Source organism: Candidatus Omnitrophota bacterium (assembly GCA_023819145.1).
GTDB lineage: Bacteria > Omnitrophota > Gorgyraeia > DTHP01 > DTHP01 > JBFWKV01.
Genome location: JAMWCW010000013.1, coordinates 1 through 19,005, shown reverse-complemented (window position 1 = coordinate 19,005; position 19,005 = coordinate 1). Strand labels below are relative to the sequence as shown.

At 34.5% G+C, this 19,005-nt stretch carries 16 protein-coding genes; all 16 read right to left on the bottom strand.

Features of this window, described 5'->3' with window-relative positions:
• Window positions 1–8 precede the first annotated feature (8 nt).
• Entirely contained in the window at window positions 9–2,246 is a 2,238-nt protein-coding gene (locus tag NC818_06520) for a radical SAM protein (GenBank protein MCM8784405.1), read from the bottom strand.
• On the bottom strand, window positions 2,246–4,273 hold the full coding sequence (locus tag NC818_06515) for an ABC transporter ATP-binding protein (protein ID MCM8784404.1): 2,028 nt from the start codon (window positions 4,271–4,273) through the stop codon (window positions 2,246–2,248). The genes NC818_06520 and NC818_06515 overlap by 1 nt, the downstream gene beginning before the upstream one ends.
• Window positions 4,274–5,056, bottom strand: coding sequence for an ABC transporter permease (locus NC818_06510; GenBank protein MCM8784403.1), 783 nt, complete (start codon window positions 5,054–5,056; stop codon window positions 4,274–4,276).
• Window positions 5,044–6,243 carry a radical SAM protein gene (locus NC818_06505; GenBank protein ID MCM8784402.1) on the bottom strand — a complete coding sequence of 400 codons (1,200 nt, stop codon included), beginning with the start codon at window positions 6,241–6,243 and terminating at the stop codon, window positions 5,044–5,046. Before NC818_06505 ends, NC818_06510 begins: the two co-directional genes overlap by 13 nt.
• Window positions 6,236–7,651, bottom strand: coding sequence for a radical SAM protein (locus NC818_06500; GenBank protein ID MCM8784401.1), 1,416 nt, complete (start codon window positions 7,649–7,651; stop codon window positions 6,236–6,238). Before NC818_06500 ends, NC818_06505 begins: the two co-directional genes overlap by 8 nt.
• Window positions 7,626–8,900: a radical SAM protein gene (locus tag NC818_06495; protein ID MCM8784400.1), complete on the bottom strand. Its 1,275-nt coding sequence runs from the start codon at window positions 8,898–8,900 to the stop codon at window positions 7,626–7,628. The genes NC818_06500 and NC818_06495 overlap by 26 nt, the downstream gene beginning before the upstream one ends.
• Window positions 8,897–10,174, bottom strand: coding sequence for an NAD(P)-binding protein (locus NC818_06490; GenBank protein MCM8784399.1), 1,278 nt, complete (start codon window positions 10,172–10,174; stop codon window positions 8,897–8,899). Before NC818_06490 ends, NC818_06495 begins: the two co-directional genes overlap by 4 nt.
• Window positions 10,171–11,157, bottom strand: coding sequence for an undecaprenyl/decaprenyl-phosphate alpha-N-acetylglucosaminyl 1-phosphate transferase (locus NC818_06485; protein MCM8784398.1), 987 nt, complete (start codon window positions 11,155–11,157; stop codon window positions 10,171–10,173). Before NC818_06485 ends, NC818_06490 begins: the two co-directional genes overlap by 4 nt.
• Window positions 11,147–12,298, bottom strand: a complete 1,152-nt coding sequence (locus tag NC818_06480; protein ID MCM8784397.1) for a glycosyltransferase family 4 protein — start codon at window positions 12,296–12,298, stop codon at window positions 11,147–11,149. Before NC818_06480 ends, NC818_06485 begins: the two co-directional genes overlap by 11 nt.
• 73 nt (window positions 12,299–12,371) lie before the next feature.
• Window positions 12,372–13,589 carry a cell division protein FtsA gene (gene ftsA / locus NC818_06475; GenBank protein ID MCM8784396.1) on the bottom strand — a complete coding sequence of 406 codons (1,218 nt, stop codon included), beginning with the start codon at window positions 13,587–13,589 and terminating at the stop codon, window positions 12,372–12,374.
• Window positions 13,586–14,380 (bottom strand): cell division protein FtsQ/DivIB, encoded by a 795-nt coding sequence (locus NC818_06470; protein MCM8784395.1) that lies wholly within the window; start codon window positions 14,378–14,380, stop codon window positions 13,586–13,588. The genes ftsA and NC818_06470 overlap by 4 nt, the downstream gene beginning before the upstream one ends.
• Window positions 14,374–15,291 (bottom strand): D-alanine--D-alanine ligase, encoded by a 918-nt coding sequence (locus NC818_06465; protein MCM8784394.1) that lies wholly within the window; start codon window positions 15,289–15,291, stop codon window positions 14,374–14,376. Before NC818_06465 ends, NC818_06470 begins: the two co-directional genes overlap by 7 nt.
• A gap of 41 nt (window positions 15,292–15,332) precedes the next feature.
• Window positions 15,333–16,289, bottom strand: a complete 957-nt coding sequence (gene murB, locus NC818_06460; protein ID MCM8784393.1) for a UDP-N-acetylmuramate dehydrogenase — start codon at window positions 16,287–16,289, stop codon at window positions 15,333–15,335.
• 5 nt (window positions 16,290–16,294) lie between these two features.
• On the bottom strand, window positions 16,295–17,668 hold the full coding sequence (gene murC / locus NC818_06455) for a UDP-N-acetylmuramate--L-alanine ligase (GenBank protein MCM8784392.1): 1,374 nt from the start codon (window positions 17,666–17,668) through the stop codon (window positions 16,295–16,297).
• A 4-nt stretch (window positions 17,669–17,672) separates the two neighbouring features.
• The gene (locus tag NC818_06450; protein ID MCM8784391.1) at window positions 17,673–18,791 is read right to left on the bottom strand and encodes a UDP-N-acetylglucosamine--N-acetylmuramyl-(pentapeptide) pyrophosphoryl-undecaprenol N-acetylglucosamine transferase; all 1,119 of its coding nucleotides are present in this window, start codon (window positions 18,789–18,791) and stop codon (window positions 17,673–17,675) included.
• Window positions 18,788–19,005, bottom strand: a 218-nt coding sequence (locus NC818_06445; protein MCM8784390.1) for an FtsW/RodA/SpoVE family cell cycle protein, incomplete at its 5' end; no start/stop codon positions are given. The genes NC818_06445 and NC818_06450, both read right to left, overlap by 4 nt.

Genomic DNA, 19,005 nt, shown 5'->3' with positions numbered 1-19,005 from the left:
AAATTTCTCTAAGTCTTTGGTAGGATTTTACAGGCCTCTGCATAGCTTAAAATCCCTTTTTGATAATCTCTCCAGATTTGCAAAGCAAGATTTTTAAAATTCTCTATCTCCTTAGAGGTTAAGGCTTCTGTATTTATCACACAATTGTAATTCCCATCATACGCTTCCCAATCATAGGAAGCAATTTCCTCTGAATCTTTACAGTATTCAAAAAGACTTGTCCCCGGGAAAGGGGTAACTAAGGAAAACTGGAGAGAAAAAGGAGCAAGGTCTATTGCAAGCTCAATTGTTTCTTTGATTGAGCCCATAGTTTCTCCAGGCAGACCAAACATAAAGGTAAGATGAAATTTTATCCCCAATTTTTTAGTCAAACGAATCATCTCTATCGCTTTTTGGAGATTCATATTCTTACCAATCTTGTCTAATAATTTTTGCTCTCCTGATTCTACACCATACTTTATTGCCCATACACCGGCTTCCTTCAAAGCAGAAAGCATCTCTTTATCCATTAAATCCGGCCTTGCCATTATTGCCCAAGGAATGTTGAGTTTATATTTTCTTATTTGCCTACAAATCTCTAAAACTCTTTCTTTACCAATATTAAAGGTATCGTCATCAAAATAAATAGACCTAAATCCCATCTCTTTAACTAAATATTCCATCTCCTCTACAACTTTTAAAGGATTTCTTGTGCGAAAAATATTTCCTTGGTACATCAGCGATGGCCAGAGACAGAACAGACACTTAAAAATACAGCCTCTGCTTGACCACATCTGCACTGAGGGTAAAGGCATCTCTCCGGGAGCATCAATATAACTCTCCATGGGTAAACCTTCCCTTAATGGCCAGGGTAGAGAGTCTAAGTCTTTAATCAGTGGACGCGGAGGATTTATCTTTACCTCTCCGTCACTTCTATAAATTAAACCAAGGATATTTTGAAAAGAGAGATTCTCTTTTATGCTCTTTACTAACTCTAAAAGGGTTACTTCATATTCACCTACCAAAACAAAATCAATAAAAGGATTCCTCTCCAGAAATTCTTTTTTTCTTATATTTGCCTCCGGTCCGGAAAGGGCAATAGGAAAATTTCCAGAGAGCTGTTCCAAAATCTCTAAATCGTTATACAGAGATGGGGTAGAAGTTTCGGCTAACAAAAGCTGAGGTTTTATCTCTTTGATTTTCTGCTTGAGTTTTATAAAATCTATCTTTTCTGCAAGACAATCAATGAGATAAACTTCAAAACCATTATTTTTGAGGAGACTGGCAGAGTAAGCCAAAAAGAAAGGAAAAGGTTGATAGTTATTCTCTTCTTCAGTTTTTATATGTGGCCAGCGTGAACCGGCACGCACTCCCCATTTACCATCTCTCTGCCAAGGAAGATTTACTAAGACAACTTTAAAATCATCTTTTTTATTTAAGAAAATTTTTTTTGTGAACTCTCCCCTTGCCTTTTCAATATAATTTTCCAAAATCTGCTCATCCTTAATTAATAAAATTTCTCCTCTAAAATATGGATATTTCCCTTTCTTGTAATCCTCTTTACCCATACAGGCATTTAAAACCCGGGCATTATTTTCTTTGCCAGTATTCTGTAGAGAAGGAGAAGTTTTAAAATAATTTTTTGCATAATCAAAGATAATATTGAGTAAGTCGTTTTCAAAAGTCCTAACCCCAATAAATTTACTTTCTTTTAACTGCAGGGGAATTTCTTCCCAGTTTCTAATGACTGGGAAAAAACCTTCTTCATAGGAATTAATCCAGCGCTTATATAAAGAAGAAACCATAATGCTGGCCTTTCTTTCTTCAAAAGAAATATCTTTCTTTATTTCTATATCTACTAACCATACGATTTTATCGGGAGAGACCAATTTTATTAACCAATCCTGTCTAATAGGAATTTTCTTCCAAATAACTAAAATTGAAAGGATATCGGTATCTATAATTTTTACCTTCCATTTTGCCTTTGGAGAAGTAAAACAATTACCTTTTATGATTAAAGATGTATTTAATCCCACATCTTTAGTAATTTCTTTTTCTTTCCAAAAAATCTTTATGTTTTTATCAAAACAAACTACCTCCGTACCTCCTTTCTTAAGGGTCTTCTTTTTAAAGTGCAGTTTTTTCTCCCCTTTATATTTTTTTATAAGATAAACAAAATATTTTATTCCCCTCCAGAGAGCATAAAAAAATCCCTTATCTTTAAAGTGTTTTCTAAATTTCTGGTAGTTTGATTTTATCCACATCATTATTTTAGCTCCACCTCCCCTAAGAAATGTTCTTTTAATTTTAATATTTCTCCTGCTAAATTTCTCTGATATTGAAAGAGTCTTGCTTTATATAAGTAATCACTATTTCCAATCATCGCTCGCAAAGAATTATCTTTATTTAAAACTCTGAATATCAGAGAAGGAAGACCTGGAACAGAAGATTTCAGCTCATCTGCCCGACCATAGAAAAAACGAAAAGGAAGGATATCGTAATCCTCAGAAAATTCCTCACTAAAATCACCTTTATAGATATTTTGGGCTATCCAATTTTTGTATTCAGGAATAAACATAAGACCTATGTGTTCCAACTCCAAATCTGTTTTCTCGGCTATCTCTGTTTCTACTCTCCAGAGAATCTTTCCAACATCTGAGAGAGAAATTTTCCAGAATTGAGAAAGAGAAATATAAGGCCAGCTTCCCAAAACCTCTATTTCTCGGGAAGTATTTTCTCTAATTTCCCATATGGCTAAACTTGAATCATACCAGATTCCTTTAACCCGAAAAGATGTATACATCCCTAAACCAGATGTAATTTCCATATCTTTCCAAAATATCCTTCCCCTTCCTTCTGCAAAAACAAATTCCAAATCTTCCTTTTTAATTATAGGATAAACACAAGAAATTATTTCTTTTCTCGCCAATTCTCTGTCAAAAATTATCTTTCCTTTAAAAAAAGTATATCTTCCTGGAAAGAATTTTTGATTTTTCTTAGGAATTATTTCAGAAAACTGAAGAACTATTTTTTCATCTTCTTCTTTTCTCTTGTAAAGAGAAGAAAGCCAATTCCCTGTATTATTAATGGAGAAAATAAAATGCGGAAGCCCATCTTTTTCTTTTAATCCCAATGCTTTTACGCGGTTATTCTTTAATCTTACCGGACTTATTCCATTAAAAAATTTTTCTGAAAAAAACCCCTCTTCTTCATCCGTTAACCAGGTTTGATAAATGGAGATAACCTCCAGGCGAACATCGCGATTTGAAAAAAGAATTTCTTTCTCTAATTCCATCTCTATTTCCAAAGATATTTCTTTCTCTGTCAGAATATTGAGCTTAATATATTCTTTTAAGGATAAATGAGGATAGTAAACAATTATTGCAAGATTTTTTTCATTCAATTTTTCTATCTTTATGGGAAAATCAAAAGAGTGATACCATTTATTAAGTGAATTTATTGCTGTATAAAGTCCTTTACCTTTGGTTATTTCTTTCCCTTCCCAGAATATCTTTATACTGCCTTCTTCAGCTAATAACTTCAGTCGGTCAACACTGATAATTTCTTTCTTCGTTTCTCTTTTATTAGAAGTTTCTTCTTTTTTAATACTCTCTATATAGGAAGAAGTTACTTTCTCTATAGAATCATCTTTAATAATCTTTCCCTCCTTTAAAAAAATTCCTCTTTTTGCTATCTTTTGCGCCAGAGATAAATCCTGAGTAACTAAAATTAAAGTAAGCCCTTTATCTTTTAATTCGAACAATTTATGGATACATTTTTTTTGAAATCCTATATCTCCTACGGTAAGAATCTCATCAATCAAAAAGATATCCGGGAAAAGATGCACGGCAATGGAAAAGGAAAGCCTCACAAACATTCCCTGGGAATAATATTTTAAAGGGGAATTAATAAATTTACCGATATCGGCAAAATCACAAATTTGTTCAAACAAACTATCTATTTCCTCCTTTTTTAGACCAAATAAGCTCGCAGTTAAATAGATATTCTCTTTTCCCGTAAGTTCAGGATGAAACCCTAATCCTGGCTCAAAAAGACTGGATACTTTTCCTTCAACTTTCACTTCCCCTCTATCAGGAACAAGTAATCCGGCAATTACCTTCAAAAGGGTAGTTTTGCCGGCTCCATTTTCTCCCACAATGGCAATAGTCTCTCCTTTTTCTATCTCCAGATTAATCCCTTTTAAAGCCCAGAAATCCTCCCAGAAAACTTTACCATTTTCAATAAATTTAATCCTATATCTTTCCCAGACATCTTTTAACTCTATAATTTTCATTTAAATCCTTTTAAGAAAATTTGACTCCGTTCTTAGAAAAAAATAATAGCCGATGAAAAAAAATAACCCTGCCCATAACAGACTAAAAGAAATAAACTTAAACTCCCTAACTCTACCATTTAACAATATATTCCTGAATAAATTTATATAAATGCTTAAAGGGTTGAAATCAATAATCCAGCGATATTGAGTAGGAATCATCTCTTCCTTATAAAAGATGGGTGTAATCCAAAAGAAAAACATAATCAGAACACCTAAGAGATGAGATAAATCGCGAAAGAAAACATTGAGCGCAGAAAAAAATAAACTTATGCCCATTACAAAAATTGAAAATATGGGAATGATAAAGAATAAAAAAGATAGTGAAAGAAGAATGCGAGGATTAGAAAGAACAAAGATCGGAATAAGCACCAAAAAGCCCAGTAAAAAATTTAAAAAATTGGTGATAATGATAGAAAGGGGGATTATCTCTTTGGGTAAATTAAATTGTCTTAAAAGATAAATATTCTCCACCAAAGAATTGGCTGCCTGAGTTAAAGAAGAAGCAAAAAACATAAATGGAATAAGTCCTGAAAGAACATAGAGAGGGAAATTCTCAATCTCAATTTTTAGAATATTTTGAAAAATAAAACTTAGAACAAACATCAAAATTAAAGGGATAATAATTGCCCAGCTTATCCCCAATAAAGAATTTACATAATAGGACCTTAAATTTTTTTTGATTAAATTTTTAAGCATTTCCCGATTAAAAAAAACAATCTTAATCCTCTTTAATAAAACCATGAGAAGGCTTTAATTAATATTCTCTTTCTTCCATTTAAGGATTCAATTTGTCTATGCATTGGCTCATTCTGCCAGAGATTATCGCAATTGTAACAACCGGTCTCGGGATTTGCCTGATTCCCTATTTGAGAAAAAAAGGTATCTTTTTTGGACAAATTTTTAGCCTTGTATCTGAATTGCTCGTAGAGTTCTGAATTCCAGATTTTGTAGAAACTTTTTTTATAAATATTTCCTAAAACCAAGCGATGCCCTTTACAGCAGGGAACAACATTTCCCGTAGCCATTATCCGGGAAAATAACCACCCCACATAACAGGGAAATTTATCAACACACTTAATATCGTAAGCACCGAATTCCGAAGTTTCTTTTAACCTTCTCAAAAACCCAAGGAAATCGGTAACGATAATGCTTTTGCCATTGTAATTGTATCGTTGATTTAGAGGGTCGTAATATTTTTCAAGCAAAGATAATTTCTCCCATAACTCTTCTTTTTCCTTTTTATTGAGCAGAAGACAATCTGTTCTCCCAGGGATGGGGTCCAAGGGAACAAACTGAATGTCTTCGGCTTTTACTGCTAAGGCAAACTGAAGCATCTCTTCAATTTTTTGATAATTGAGATTAAAAATAACATTATAAATTTTTATATAGGGCTTACTATTCTTTTTCTCCGCCAAATATTTTAAAACCCCTTCAATACGATAAAAAGTATCTTCATCCTTATTGGGATGGGTTATGGCATAAGTTTTGCTATCCCCCGCCCAGAGACTTACAGTAAGCGAATCTACTTCTAAATCTATTAACTCTTGGGCAATCTTTTTATCTACGAGGGTAAAGTTAGTATTTATATCAATCTCAATTTCTTTTTTTCTCCCTTTAATATATCTTATAATTTTTAAAATATCCGGATGCATAAAAGGTTCTCCCCCACCCACAAGTTTTACCTGTATCAATCCTCCCATTTTTAAACAATCATCAATTACTCCTTTAACAATTTCAAAAGGAAGGGATAACCCTTTTTCCCAATCAGGCATCTCTTTATCTTTTAATAATGGAGAACGACACCAACAACCAATACAATTATTATTACACAAATTGGTTAAATCCAGATGTATTACCTGTGGACCAAGAAAAGCCTTTCTTCCATGAAAAATCCCTGCTAATAATTTTACTCTCTCTTTTTTAGACATTAAGGGAATCATAGGAAAGATTTAATTCTCTTAGAAGAGAAAGTATTCTTTCCGCTCTCTCTTTTCTTAAGTGATAATCGTTACCGTAAATGTCTTTCCAAAAGCGTGCTCTCTTCTCTGGTTCATCAGGAAGCAGTAACCCATATTTTGAAGGATTAAATTCTAAGTCTGTCTCTCCATTAACCAAACAGACACTCAAAGCAGCTAAGGAATCTATATATTTTCTATTTTCTTTTATAAAATTATATGTCTCCATAAAATCTTCTTCAGTTTCCCCAGGAAAACCAACAATGATATTTATATAAACTCTTATGCCTGCTCTGTGCGTATCTCGGATTACTCTTTCAGCGATTTCTTTAGTGAACATCTTTTTCATTTTATTTAAAACTCTATTGGAGGCACTTTCTAAACCATAAATTAGAGTATGACAACCAGCACGCTTCATCTTTTCTAAGAGATGAAAACCCATTTCTTTACGGGGAATTGCTTGAGAATCCCAGTTTATGTTCAGTTTTTTTTCAATAATTAAATTACAAAGGGTCTCTAAAACCGGAATATTCCCATTGCAGAGAAGGTCTTTAAAAGAAAAAGAATTAATCCCATTGTATTTCATATGATACTCTATTTCTTTAATAACATAAGGGGGATTTTTATAACGATAGGGGAAACTTAAACGATGGTCGTTACAGAAGGAACATCTGGAAACGCATCCCCGACTAATAAGTAAAGGTAAAGCAGGAATAAGATATTTATTTAAAGGGAAACTTTCAAAAGTGGGAAAAGGAATGGTATTAATATCCATGATTGGAAAACGGGGAATAAGCAGAGAATACCCTCCATTTTTTTTAAAAATTGCTCCTTTTACTTTGGCTATGTCCTGCGTTAATAAAATCTCATATAATGTCTCCTCCCCTTCCCCAATTACAAAAATATCTACCGGAAGATCGTCCTTTTTTCGCAAGAAGAAAGTATCTAAATGAAGGCCAAAAGTAGCCGGTCCTCCAAAGATTATCGTCTTTCTTTTATCCTCTAATTTTATCCGCTTAGCCAATTCTAAGGAGAAAAGGCGATTACTGGTATTTACAGAAAAGCCAATAAAGGAAGTTTTAAAGAAAAGTATTTTTTTAGTATATCTTTCAAAATAAATTTCCCAAGAATTCTTCAATTGCAAAAACTTCTCTTCTTCAAACCAGTGTGGATACATTTCTGGACGCCAAAGAATTCTCTCTTTTTTTGTTACGCTATTATAAAGGTCAATATTTATATCCAGAATTATAGAATGAAAACCTTTTTCCTTAAGATAGCTTTCTAAATAAGCAATTCCTAATGGAGGCATCATTGTGTCCCAGGGAGGAGATATAACTAAGACAATCTCTGGTGATTTAGTAAATCTTTTCAGAAAAAACATAATAGTTTAAAAAATACATAAACATTTTATCTAACTTGGAAAGAGAAACAATCTGTTTCTGTAAAATTATATTCTGAGCAAGATTGTCACAGCTTAAAGAGCACCTCTGAGGAGAAAAATATGTATTTTCTTTTTTCTCTTTCGCAAGTTTTCTAAATATCCTCTGTTTCTCACCATACCAAATTTTAAGCAAATCTTCCTCATAAATATTTCCTACAGGAACATTTACTTTTAAACAGGGATAAACATCGCCATTAGCAGTTATACGCATAAAATCCCAGCCAATATAACAGGGGATATCTTTAACTAAGGAATCGTATTCTCCCTTATCTGCTTTCTCATTAGAAAGACGGCGTAAAAAATCTTCATAATCACAGATAAACAGATTGGGACCTCTTTTATTCTCGGGATTGTCGTCAAGTAATTTCTGCTTAATCATTTTTAGTTTCTCCTTTACAATCTCCCTTTCTCTATAATTCAATAACAAAAAATCAGTTTTACCAACAACCGGATCCATAGGGACAAACTGAATAGAATCTGCTCCCACCTCAAAAGCAAGTTCTACCATCTTGTCTACTTCATAAAAATTTTCTTTAAAAATTACATTATAAATATTCATATGGGGAAGGTGTTTAATCTTTTTATGCTCATAAATAAAACGCAATATATCTTTAGTTCTGTAAAAACACTCCTTATCTCTCCCCAGATGCACGCGCATATAAGTCTCAGGAGTTGCTGCCCATAAACTTACATTTATATGGTCAAAGTTTAGATCAATAAATATCTTTGCTTTTTCTCTATCTACAAGTGTAAAATTTGAACTGAGTATACAAACGAAACCCATTTTTTTAGCATAGGAAATTACTTTCCAGAATCTAGGATACATGAGGGGTTCCCCTCCACCGGAAAAAAATATTTTTTTTGTTCCCATTTTCTTTAATTCCCTTAATAAACTAATTATCCTTGTAAAAGAAATTTCTTGGTTTTCCCACTCTCCGGTCGCCCTCAACTCTCCTAAATATGGAGAACGTTGCCAACAAACAAGACATTTACTATTACATTTATTGGTAAGGTCTATCTGGACAAGGGTGGGGCCGGTAAAAACAGAGTTTTTTAATATGCCCGCACTTACTAAATATTCCTGCCAATAGTATCTCAAGCCGTAAAAAAAATCACCAATTTTATATTTATAAAAATCTCTTCTCCTTTTAAAATGGACTCTTTTCCTTATATGCCTTTCTATTCTCATTTCAAACTCATCGCCAAAATTTTACCTTCTGCAAGAACATCCTCCATAGACATATAGCGCCAGGAGCCGTAACGACCAAAGGAGATAAGATTATTTTCTTTTAAATAATTTAAAGTATTTTCTCTTGCTTGCGGATAGTCAAAATCATAAATGGGATAGCCATACTCTATATCGTTGATGTCCTTAACTAAAATTTGGTCTTCTTTCTTAAGAATACCTATCCTGATCAAATCTTTTATCGCCCGGAAGACAATTTCTTTCTTGTTGATAGGTTTAGATTCTGAATAAGAAATTTCTATGTAGAGAGAACTTTTTCTTTGAGGAACCAATTCGGAGGAAAGATTATGAAAAAAACCTATCCGATAAAAAGATATTTTTTTCTCAGGAAAATATATCCAGTGGTAAGGGAGTTTGATCTCCCCATCTATGCCGAGGTTTAGATTGAATATGGAATTCCAGCGTAATTTTTTGTAAGAATAAACCATCTCCTTAGGTATATTTTTTATAAGGTCCATTAACTCTGGTAAGGGAATGGTGGAAAATAAATAAGTAAACCTCTCCCAGGTATTATTAGCCAATTTAATTTTTTTATTTTTCAGATCGATTTCCTTTATTTTACAATCAGTAAAAATATTCTTTACCTCCTTACTCAAAGCTAAAGGAAGTTCACAAATCCCATTCCTGGGATACCAGAAGAAAACATTATAACCAAAATTTTTATCGAGTTTTCCTTTTGCTCCCTCAATTATTTCCCTAAAAGAAGGAACTGGGATCAATCTATCTACCCAGAGATAAGTCAATTCTTTCAAGGGAATTGTCCAAAATTTGTGATTATAGGGAAGCATAAAATACCTGGCAATCCCTTTACCAAATTTTTCTATTACCCAATCTTGAAAATTGTTATTAATTTTATGCTCTCCTGTATCTATAAAGCCCTTAAGACAATCCTCTTTAATTTTCTGGGGGAGAGCAAAGAGATTAGCCTGGAATGGGTAGGGAACAAACTTACGAAAAGAATATATGGAAGCATTCCGTTTATGTCTGATTAGATTATCCCCAAGCAATCCTTTCACAAAAGAAAACAATTTTTTATCGCGGAAATGTAAAAGATGACCGGCGTAGTCAAAACAAAATCCCGAAATCCTTTTAGACCGTGCCAACCCACCGATTTCATTCTCTTTTTCAAAAATCTGACAATCTATCTTTTTTTTCTGTAAATGATAGGCTAAACTCAGTCCCGATAAACCTGCTCCCAAAATAAAAATATTTTTCATTGAACCCTGCTTACCTTAAAAGAAATGTGGTATAATAATTTCAGAAATAAAATAATAAGGACCAGACTGAAAAGGTTACTTAACTTCATAAACAGGATTCCTAAACTGATAAATAGCAAACTTAATAAGTAACAGATAAATAAAGCACTCTTTTTTCTCCCCTGTTTAATCAAGCAGAAAATGAAATGGTCATCGGATTTTTTAAAGATAGACCTTCCCTGGGATAACCTCCTTAAACTTACAAAAATTGTATCAAAGATAGGAAAGCCCAGGATAAAAATAGGAGAGAGCAGTGCCATTTCATGCGCAGCCTGAGCATAACTTAGAGAAATCGCCAGAATACTAAGGACATAGCCTAAACAAAGGCTCCCCGAATCTCCAAGATATATTTTTGCCGGGGGAAGATTAAAAATAAGGATAGCTGATAATGCACCGGCTAAAATTAAAGAAATTTGCTCTACAAAGATATTGCCAGTAAAATGTGCCAAGTATAAAAAGGCTAAGCTTATCAAAAAACCCACTCCCGCAGCTAAACCATCTTGAATATCAAGAAGATTAAAAGCATTAGTGATACCTAATATCCAAACCAGAGTAATGATAAAATTTATACTTTTAGGAAAAAAAATAATCTCCGTGGTCATACCGGAGATGAGGATAAAAAAGAAAGTAATAATTAATTCTCCTAAGAACTTCTGCCAGATTTTTAATTCCTTTCCATCATCAATTAAACCGAGGATAAAAACAAGAAAAGTGGTAAGAATAATCTTCAGATTAAGCGAATCCTTAAAGAAAGCATCATGATAGAAAAATAATCCTGCAAACAAGAAAGAGAAGCATAAAATTATACCCCCAACTTTTACAACCCCTCTTTTGTCCTTCTCAACAAAAAATCCTTTCGGTTTAATTAGGAGAAAAAATTTCCTGAGGATAAAGATAAAAACTAATCCCGATAAAAAAATACTCAAAAAAACATTAATGGACATAACTCACCCCCATAAGTTTATAATAAAGTTCTTCTGTCAATTTAATCATTGAAGAAAGGTTGTATTTGGACAAAATTTCTTGATTTCTCTCTACAAAACTTATCTGTAATTTTTTATTTTCCAAAAGAAAGATTACTCTCTGAGCAAGCCCACAGTAATCACCGGGTTCCACTAAAAAACCATTTTCTCCATCCCTAATTAATTCTTTTATACCATCTACCCTAGTGGCCACGATTGGTTTTTTTAAAGCCATTGCTTCCAGGATTACCAGAGGTAGTCCCTCCCATAAACTGGTAAGCACAACTATATCTAAAAAAGAGATTATTTTCAGAACATCTTCTCTCCAACCCAAGAGAAAAAAATTGTTTTCTAAACCTAACCTCCTGATCAATCTCTCTACCTTCTTGTACAATGGTCCCCCTCCCACCAGAACAAATTTTGCTTCAGGAAATCTTTTCTTGACCAAAGATGCCATTTTTACAAAATCAAAAGGAGCTTTTTGCTTTTTTAAACAAGCAACCATTCCCATTATCGGAGAAACCTCTCTTAACCTATTGTACAAAATATCGGAAGAAAAAATCCCACCTCTATCCACTTCTATCCCCTCTCTAATCAAAACATATTTTTCATAATAACCTATGCCGGCAGAGATTCCTTTTTCCCTATCGCTCTCACAGACTACAATAAGTCTATCGGTTATTTCCGCTGTAAATCTCTCAGCAAGAATGTAAAGCCTTTTGAGGAAAAAATTTTCTTTTTCATAAAAAGGAAAACCATGAACAGTATGCACAATAAAAGGAACTCCCGCCAATTTCGCTGACCAGCGTCCCAGAAATCCTGCTTTGGGAGAATGAGTATGAACTATGTCAAAATGATTCTTTCTTATATAGTTGAACAATCTTAAAAAAGCAATAAGGTCATCTACTAAGTTTATTTCCCTTCTTAAATGGGGAATTAATTTAACCTTAATCCCGCTTATCTTCTTTAGTTCTTTAACTAAATATCCATAAGGAGAAGTTATAAAATGTATCTCAAAATTCTTCCGATTAATCCCTTGAATAAGGGCAAGCGTAGTCCTTTGTGCTCCTCCCAATTCTAAATGGGTAATGATATGCAAAATCTTAATTCTTCTGAAGGACATAAAAGACAATGTTGATAACTAATTAATTATAGTCTAAGGGGAGAGAAATTGTCAACTTTTTAACCGCTTATTGTCAGAAATATTCTTCAAAGATTTTCTTTGTATGTAAGAGGAATTTTTGGAAAGGATGGAGATGTTTATCTATATTCTGTTTAGAAACCTTGGAAAAAGAATTAAAACGGAGTAAACCCAGCGAGTCTGCCCAACTATAGAGATTACTTTCTCCGCCAGTAAAGTCCTCAATGCCTTTTACACCTCCTAACCTTACGGGAAGACGGAATATTTCCTCAACTTTTTCTACCAAATCTTCCAGAAGAAAAGTATTTCCTCCTAAAACAATACCATAAGGCAAACAGGAAAGGTTCTCATATTTTTCTATCTTCTTTTTTATCTGAAATAAAACTCGTTCTAATATTCTATTTATAATCCTCACTAATTCATCGCGTTTCAACATTTTCCCAGACTTTTTCAGAATTATTTTCTCCTGAGGAATTTCCAAAGAAAGACCACCATACCTCTCCTTTAATTCCTTTGCTTCTTCCACAGAAACTCCGGTTGCCTTAGCAATGGCAGTATCAATATCTACTCCGCCAAAGGGAATAATTTCCAAAAACACAGGAACCCCCCCTAAAAATTTTATCACACTGGTCATTCCTCCACCTATCTTTAAGAAGATGACACCCGCGTTACGCTCCTCCTCATCCAAAAAAGTGAAAGCAGAAGCCAGATCAGTGAATAATATGGTATCCGCCGCATAACCTGCATTATAAATACCTTTTTTGATATTATGTAAAACAGAAGAGGAGATAGTCACCAGGAGAAAATCTGCAGAAATCCTATTTCCAAACATTCCGCGGGGGTCCCTAATTTTACCTTGTCCATCCACTATAAATTCTTCAGGAAAGATGTGTAAAATCTCATAGTCAAAAGGGACTGCCATATTCAGGGTCTCTTCTATTAAGTGCTCTATATGAAAGTTTTTTATCTCCTGAATCCGTTCCGAAATAATGGTAGTTCTCCGATAACGGTAAACCCTCAAACTGTCATTCCCAATTCCCAAAATAATCTTTGCCGGTTTTAGTTCCCTATCCGTCCCTGCCATATGCATAACCAATTCTATGGAATGAGTAAACTTTTCTATATCCAATACCTTACCCCGTTCCAGTCCCTCTGCATTCACTTTTGCCTTAGCAAGTATGCCCAATTTATTATTAGAAGCATTCAATTCTCCTAAGACAACAGAAATTTTACTCGTACCGATGTCCAATCCACAAATTATCTCTTTTCTCATCGGGGTCCTAAAATAACATCTTTAAATCTTAAATCAATGAAACCTGGAGAAAGCGCTTTTATCTTAATCTCCTCTAAAACCTGAGAGAGGCGTTCAAATTTTTCTTTCTTGACCAGAGCCCCAAATCTAACCTCTACACCATCATCTAAGAAAAAAGATATATCATTTAAACTGGAGAGATTTATCTTAGCTACCCTCACCCGCCAAGAGAAATTTCCTTTTATAAGTGCATCAATTATTTCTATTGCTTTCTTAATCCTTAAGGAATTAGAAAAATTATTGAGCGTAATCTCTCCCGGTTCTACCCCTAAGATAACCGGTAAATTAGCATACGGTGTTTCTTTAGCATAGGGAATGATAAAACCATTCTTATCTACCGGATAAAACTTAGACATCTTTATCTGCATTATAGGCTCCCGCTCTTTAAGCACCACTAATAGTTTATGAGGGAGAATTCTTTTTACAGTTATTTCTGCATATTGGGGATGTCTTTCTTTAAGTTCCCTTGCCAGAGAAGAAAGATCTATATTAAAAATATTTACTCCTGGCTTTAAGCGTATAAATTCAAAGGCTTCTTCTCCCTCAAGATAGGAATGATTTTTTATATAGACCTCAGAAAGTCTGAAATAGGAAAGATTTGTTAAAAATAAATGGGATAATTTCTGGAACCAAAAAACTAAAAAGAAGAAAATAAATCCTAAAAGAAAAAATCTGGTAAGAATCCGTGGGATAAACTCGGGGAGGAGATTCCCTTTCTTTATTCTTGTTTTTCTAAACCTTCTCTTCAGCATCCCTTTTTATCCAATGCAGATTTAAGGATTTTAAGGCAGAGTTCAGGAAAAGAGATATCCATTGCCTGCGCAGCTTTGGGTAAAAGGCTACGGGAGGTTAATCCCGGTATAGTATTCACTTCTAAAACTACAGGGACGCTTTCTTTATTTAAAATCATATCCACGCGTGAAAAACCACTGCATCCCAAAGAATGGTGTGCCTTGATTGCCTGTTCTTGTGCCTTCTCTTGTATAATTTTATTTATGGGAGCGGGCAAAAGATAGCGCGTATTTCTGTCTTTATATTTTGCCTCATAACTATAAAATCTCTGTTGAGGAACAATCTGAATCACGGGGAGAGGTTTATTCTCTAAAATAGCAACCGTGATTTCTTTACCTACAATATATTCTTCAACTATTAATTCGTCATCGTAATTAAAGGCTATGGCAAGGGCCTTTGCTAAATCTTCTTTTTTCTCCGCTATAGAAACACCAATACTTGAACCTCCTCTTGCTGGTTTTATTACACAAGGGAAAGTGAAATCAATCTCATTAAAATTTGATTTTTTATACAAGATTTTATATTTAGGTACAGGAATACCCGATTTTTTAAAAATTTTTCGGGAAGCAACTTTATCCATCCCTAAATAACTCGCCTGGCTATCCGAACCTGTGTAAGGAATTTCCAATTTTTCCAGAATCTTCTGCAACTTACCATCTTCTCCAAAATTCCCATGCAGGGCATTAAAGACCAAATTTATTCCCGATTCCTCCAGTAATTCTCTAAATAAATACTCTAACTTATCTGCCAAGGTATCAAAGTCTTTAGGCAGAATTACGGGAATAACCTTTAATCCCAATTCCTTTAAGGCAGTATAAACCGCCTTCCCTGATTTCAAAGAAATCTCATGTTCAACCGAAGGACCCCCCATAAAGATTCCGATCTTAAAATTCTTCCAACTTGTACATTCCATTAGAGCATTAACGAATTTCTTATTATTTTTATCTCTGGCTCAAGCCATATCCCATGGTCAAATTTAACCTTTTTCTGCACATACTCCATAAGGGAAAGAAAATCACCTGCCGTGCCTTTACCTAAATTGATAAAGAAGTTAGCATGTTTCTCAGAAATCGCTATGTCTCCAATACATTTACCTTTCAGACCCGAAAGTTCAATAAGTTCTCCGCTACTCCTATTGGAGAAAGGGTTCTTAAATACACATCCTGCACTGGGAAATCTTAATTCCTGGGTCTCTCTCCGGTAATTAATAAATTTAGATATTCTCTCCCTAATTTGTTGCCGGCTCTTTCTTTCTTTTTTTATTAATTTTGCTTCCAGGATGATAAAATCAGAGAGGTTACTCTTACGATATTCAAAAATCAAATTATCTCTATTCAGTTTTAAAATATTACCGGATTTATCCAGTACTGTTACCTCTTTCACAAAATCACCTATCTCAATATATCCCTCTCCTCCGAGACAGTCTCTTACACCGCTATTTAAACATAGCGTCCCTCCCAAGGTTCCAGGAATTCCGGCTAAGAATTCCCATCCTCCTAAGGAATTTTCTACCATCCAGTTCAAAAGTTCGTTTATGGTTACCCCACAGCTAACTTTTACAAAATCTTCTCCTAATTCTATTTTTTTAAAAAAAGAATTATTGAGATACAACACAACCCCTTTAAACATTTCATCAGAAAAAAGAACTTTACTCCCTCCACCCAAAATAAGGAGCGGGATTTTATTCTTCTGGGTAAAAATGGTTACTTTTTCTATATCTTTCCAGGAAAACGGCTCAACAAAAACTTCTGCCTGTCCGCCTATCCTTAGAGTAGAATAGTCCTTTAACTCTTTCCCTTCTACAATTTTCCCCTCTATTTTTAAATCTTTTATTCCCTTAGTCAAATCTAATGCGGTTTTAACTAACATCTATCTTAAATCCTCATCACCAATTCATCAGTAACTTTAGTAATATCGCCTGCACCCAACATAAGAATAAGATCATCTTTCTTAATTATATCCAACAGATGGGAAATTATTTTTTCTTTTCTTAAAAATAAAACCTCCTTAACATTTCCTATTTTCCTCACTATCTCTTCATAAAGCATACAACCATTTACTCCGGTAATGGGTTTTTCATCGGCAGAATAGATTTCCGTAATTAATAATTTATCGGCAAGTGTAAAAGCCTCGGCAAATTTTTCTTTAAGATAGTAAATACGGGAATAACGATGTGGCTGAAATACAGCGATGATGCGCTTCTTTTTAAATGTGGAAGCTGCCTCCAAAGTCGCCTTTATCTCACTGGGATGATGAGCATAATCGTCAACAACCATTACCGGTTCAAATTTTCTTATCTGGAACCTGCGGATTGTTCCCGGATAGGTAAATAAAACCTGTCTTATTTTCTCCCAATCTATATTCAATTCTCTGGCTAAGGCAATCGCTACCTGTGCATTTAAAACATTATGCTTACCAGGAATCTGTAATCTAAATTTACCCATATTCTTACCAAAGTAAACACATTCAAACTCTGCTTGATTTTCCTTGAGAACAATATCCTGCGGATATACATCGGATAGAGGATTAAGTCCATAACTTACAGAACGCAGAGGTAATCCCGGAATAATTTTCTTAAGGTAAGGGTCATCGTAACAGAAGAATACACAACCTGTCTCCCTTGTCTTTTCTACAAAGCGCTGATAGGCGGAAACAATTTTTTCTATATTCTTATAATAATCAAGATGCTCAAAATCAATGTTAGTGATGATGGTATAGAATGGAGAAAGTTTTATAAACGAGCCATCACTCTCATCGGCTTCAGCCACCATAAAATTACCTTTACCTAACCAGGCATTTGTATTGTATTGATTGACCACACCTCCGATAACTACGGTAGGGGTAAAATCGGCTTGAGAAAGGAGATGGGCGGTCATGGCAGTAATTGTAGTCTTGCCATGGGCACCCGCTACGGCAATCCCTATCCTTGACTGCATAAGAAATGCTAACACATCTGCCCGGTGTAAAATGGGGATTTTCTTCTCTCTCGCTTCTAATAACTCAGGGTTATCCCAACTTATAGACGAGGAATAAACTACAATTTCCGTATCCCTATCTATGTTACTCTCCCGATGTCCCAGATATACCTTAACCCCCATTTCTTGGAGTTTGTGCGTGCAGTAATTTTCTATTTTATCCGAACCCGTCACTTCGTAGCCCAATTCCTTAAAAATCCTTGCCAGACCACTCATCCCAATTCCCCCAATCCCTACGAAGTGAATTTTCTTAAATTGATTTAACTTCAACATAACCTTAGTTTAAAAACAAAATCCCCTCTACCACATCAGCCAATAACTTGGTGGCAAAGGGATTATTTATTTTCTTTATCTCTCTACTCAATAAACCTTGTTTCTCTCTATCTTTTATTATTTTATAAATAAAATCCCGGGTCTTATCTTGAGCTAAATCCTTTTCTTCTAAGAGAAGGATACCCCCTTTCTTTAGATAATAGAGGGCATTATGCAATTGATGTTGTTCTGCATAAGGATAAGGGATGATAATTGCAGGTTTGGCAAAAAAGGATATTTCATTGAGGGTAGCGGCGCCTGCACGGCCGATTACTAAATCGGATGCACTATAGATAACTTCCATCTCTTCATAGAAAGAGAAAAGTTTTGCGGTTATATTTATTTCTCTGTATTTTTCTGATACCCAGTGCCAATCTTTTAAACCGGTAATATGAATAACCTGAAATCCCAAATCCTCCTGCTTAAAATTTTTCCATAAATTTACAAAATAACGATTGATACTGGTCGCTCCCTGACTGCCTCCCAAGATAAGCAATGTGAAAAAGGAAGGCTCAAGCCCTAGTCTCCTTAGCGCTTCTTCTCTTTCTATGACCTTCAGGTCAGGACGCAGAGGGTTTCCGGTAACAATGAGTTTACTCTTATTTTTAAAATAATGCTTAGAATCCTCAAAACTCAGGGCAACCTTCTGGGCAAAGTGAGCAAGTAGAAGATTTGCTTTCCCAGGATAAACATTCTGTTCATGGATTAAAGTGGGAATTCTTAATAAAGATGCAGATAGAATCAATGGCAAAGAGAGAATCCCCCCAAATCCTACCACTATACAGGGACGAAAAAGTAAGGTAAGCAAAAATGAGTAAATACTCCACCTTATAAAACGAAATAAAAAAACAGACCAGTGAAAAACTCCCTCCCCTTCACGGAGAGGGAAAACGGGGACAATATAAATCTTGAGGTTTCTTATTTTCTTTTTCATATACTCAATTATCTTTATCTCCGCGGGTCTCCCCGAAATTACCAACATAATTTTCAGAGAATCTCTCCTTTTCTCCATCTCCTCGGTTAAGGCAAAGGCAGGGAAAATATGGCCTCCACTTCCTCCCGCTACAATGAGCATCCTTATCATTTCCTCTCCTTAGCGATATTCAAAAGTAAACCCACATAGGCTAAATTAAAAATAAGTGCTGAACCACCATAACTGATAAATGGCAATGGTAAGCCCTTGGTAGGTAAAATTCCCAGGGTTACTCCTATATTTACCAGAACCTCAATCGCTAAGATAAATAAAATCCCCAAACTCAACCACTGTCCAAATTCATCGGTTATCTTAAAGGGTATTT

What these genes read in the sequence shown, in the direction of transcription:
- NC818_06490 (MCM8784399.1), bottom strand. Translation starts at nt 10,174, where the DNA reads ATGAAAAATATTTTTATTTTGGGAGCAGGTTTATCGGGACTGAGTTTA.
- murB (MCM8784393.1), bottom strand. Translation starts at nt 16,289, where the DNA reads ATGTTAGTTAAAACCGCATTAGATTTGACTAAGGGAATAAAAGATTTA.
- NC818_06450 (MCM8784391.1), bottom strand. Translation starts at nt 18,791, where the DNA reads ATGATAAGGATGCTCATTGTAGCGGGAGGAAGTGGAGGCCATATTTTC.
- NC818_06485 (MCM8784398.1), bottom strand. Translation starts at nt 11,157, where the DNA reads ATGTCCATTAATGTTTTTTTGAGTATTTTTTTATCGGGATTAGTTTTT.
- NC818_06520 (MCM8784405.1), bottom strand. Translation starts at nt 2,246, where the DNA reads ATGATGTGGATAAAATCAAACTACCAGAAATTTAGAAAACACTTTAAA.
- ftsA (MCM8784396.1), bottom strand. Translation starts at nt 13,589, where the DNA reads ATGAGAAAAGAGATAATTTGTGGATTGGACATCGGTACGAGTAAAATT.
- NC818_06470 (MCM8784395.1), bottom strand. Translation starts at nt 14,380, where the DNA reads ATGCTGAAGAGAAGGTTTAGAAAAACAAGAATAAAGAAAGGGAATCTC.
- NC818_06500 (MCM8784401.1), bottom strand. Translation starts at nt 7,651, where the DNA reads ATGTTTTTTCTGAAAAGATTTACTAAATCACCAGAGATTGTCTTAGTT.
- NC818_06510 (MCM8784403.1), bottom strand. Translation starts at nt 5,056, where the DNA reads ATGGTTTTATTAAAGAGGATTAAGATTGTTTTTTTTAATCGGGAAATG.
- NC818_06495 (MCM8784400.1), bottom strand. Translation starts at nt 8,900, where the DNA reads ATGAGAATAGAAAGGCATATAAGGAAAAGAGTCCATTTTAAAAGGAGA.
- NC818_06515 (MCM8784404.1), bottom strand. Translation starts at nt 4,273, where the DNA reads ATGAAAATTATAGAGTTAAAAGATGTCTGGGAAAGATATAGGATTAAA.
- NC818_06480 (MCM8784397.1), bottom strand. Translation starts at nt 12,298, where the DNA reads ATGTCCTTCAGAAGAATTAAGATTTTGCATATCATTACCCATTTAGAA.
- murC (MCM8784392.1), bottom strand. Translation starts at nt 17,668, where the DNA reads ATGTTGAAGTTAAATCAATTTAAGAAAATTCACTTCGTAGGGATTGGG.
- NC818_06505 (MCM8784402.1), bottom strand. Translation starts at nt 6,243, where the DNA reads ATGTCTAAAAAAGAGAGAGTAAAATTATTAGCAGGGATTTTTCATGGA.
- NC818_06465 (MCM8784394.1), bottom strand. Translation starts at nt 15,291, where the DNA reads ATGGGGGGTCCTTCGGTTGAACATGAGATTTCTTTGAAATCAGGGAAG.